At 71.6% G+C, this 2,293-nt stretch carries 1 protein-coding gene and 1 pseudogene; both read left to right on the plus strand.

The window, feature by feature from the left end:
• Positions 1 to 302, plus strand: a pseudogene (locus PKA89_RS15105) (hypothetical protein); the annotation flags it as partial.
• Between the two features lie 65 nt (positions 303 to 367).
• Positions 368 to 2,062: an FAD-dependent oxidoreductase gene (locus PKA89_RS15110; protein ID WP_324420883.1), complete on the plus strand. Its 1,695-nt coding sequence runs from the start codon at positions 368 to 370 to the stop codon at positions 2,060 to 2,062.
• The last annotated feature ends 231 nt before the right edge of the window (positions 2,063 to 2,293 follow it).

Raw genomic sequence — 2,293 nt, forward strand, 5'->3', positions numbered from 1 at the left:
TGACCTGGACCGACCCCACCGGACGGGTCCGCACCACCGACCCCGTCGACCACCGACATCTCACCCTCCCCGACACCGGGCACGACAGCCGACACCCACCCCCCAGACCCAGCCTCGTCGACCCCGACGCACCCCACTCGACCCTCGAGTTCGCCATCGAGCACGCCCTCGGCGGCCGCGACCCCCTGCCCAGCACCTGCCGTGTCGAGGTCCGCCGACCTGCACGTCCCGTCCACGTCACGGGACTGCATCCGCCACGCCCCGGCGCGCGACGACCACTGCCCGCCGGCCCGCCGTTCTGAACAGCCGCCCGTCTGAGCGGGCACCGGCCGCCGGAGCCGTGCGGGCGGCGCAATAGGCTGGGGTCATGAGCCTGAGGTCGGCCAACATCGAGCGGATCGACGGGGGCCTGTTCGACGTCCTCGTCGTGGGCGCCGGGATCAACGGTGCCGTCTCCGCCGCGGCCCTCGCCGGTCGCGGCGCGTCGGTGGCCCTCATCGACCGCGGCGACTTCGGCGGGTTCACGAGCCAGGAGTCCTCCAACCTCGTGTGGGGCGGCTTCAAGTACCTCGAGAACTACGAGCTGCCCCTCGTCTTCGGCCTCTGCCGCAGCCGCAACCGGCTGATGAAGGCCTACCCGGACAACATCAAGGAGATCGGCTTCCTCGCCGCGCTCGACCACTCCTCCCCCTACAAGCCGTGGTTCGCCGGGCTCGGCGCCACCGCCTACTGGGGCATCGGCCTCTTCGGCACCGAACGACCCCACCTGTACGACGCCGAGGAGGTCAAGGAGCAGGAGCCCGTCATCGACACGACGGACGTCCGCGGCGCCATCGAGTACCGCGACGCGTTCCTCGTCGATAACGACAGCCGCTTCGTCTTCTCCTTCGTCCGGTCCGCCCTCGAGGCCGGCGCAGCCGTCGCCAACTACGTCGAGCTCCTCTCCGCCGAGCGGATCGGAGACCGCTGGGTCTGCCACCTGCGCGACACCGACTCCGGCGACGAGATCACCACGGCGGCACGGGTCCTGGTCAACGCGGCCGGACCGTTCGTCGACGACCTCAACGAGTCCTGGGACCTGCGCACCGAGCACCGCATCGTCTTCTCCAAGGGCATCCACCTCGTCGTCCCGCGCCTCACGACGACCCGCCACGACCGGGTGCTCGCCTTCTTCGACGACACCCAGCGCCTCTTCTACGTCATCCCGATGGGTCGCCGCTCGGTCATCGGCACCACCGACACCCGCGTCGACACCCCGTACACCGAGGTCACCGACGAGGACCGCCGCTTCCTCCTCGACCAGATCAACAAGCGCCTCGACCTACCGTCACCGCTCACGCCCGAGGACGTCATCGCCGAACGCTGCGGCGTCCGGCCGCTCGTCGTCACCCGCGGCGCCGGCGACCAGACCGAGGCCGACTGGACCTCGCTGTCGCGAAAGCACGAGATCGAGCGCGACGACCACCGGGCCGTCGTCACCGTCCTCGGCGGCAAGCTCACCGACTGCCTCAACGTCGGCGAGGAGGTCGCGGCCGAGGTCGAGCACCTCGGCGTGCCCCTCGAGAAGGACCTCGGCAACTGGTACGGCGAGCCCGCGGCCCAGACCCGCAGCGAGTTCTACCGCCAGGCCCGGCTCATGCGTCTCGACGCGCTGCGCACCAAGCCCGACACCGAGCCGCTCACCGACCGCCTCTGGCGTCGCTACGGCCGGCGCGCCTTCGACCTCCTCGAGGTCATCCGGGCCGACCCGACGATGGGCGAGGACGTCATGGGCTCGGCCGACTACCTGCGCGCCGAGCTGTACACCGCCGCCCAGCACGAGATGGTCGTCACCCTCGACGACTTCATGCGGCGCCGCTCGAAGATCGACCTCGTCGTCCGCGACGAGGACATCGAGGGGTCCGAGGGCCTCATCGAGGTCGCGCGCATCCTCTTCGGCGACGACGCGGACCGCCGGCTCGCCGACTACCGGACCGCCCGCGCCTCGCACGGCCCTCACGGCCCTCACGGCCCTCACGGCCCTCAGGGCCCCGGCGACGCCCACGCCCACGAGAACGGCTGACGCCCGCACTGACAGACACCTCACAGGATGCCCCGAGGCGACCCTGAGGTGGCGGGGCGAGGGTCGGGTCATGACGACGACGGCCTCCCCGGAAAGCACCCCGTCGGTCCGCGAGCTCATCGCCGAGCTCGCCTCCACCGAGGACGCTCTCCGCGGCAGCCACCGCCGCGGTCTCTCGGCCGGTGGCCTGCGCCTCGTCCGCCGGCAGGCCGCCGTCGTCCGTGAGCTGCG

Origin of the sequence: Phycicoccus sp., from assembly GCF_035325325.1 — a bacterium.
In the GTDB taxonomy this organism is placed as follows: Bacteria; Actinomycetota; Actinomycetes; order Actinomycetales; family Dermatophilaceae; genus Phycicoccus.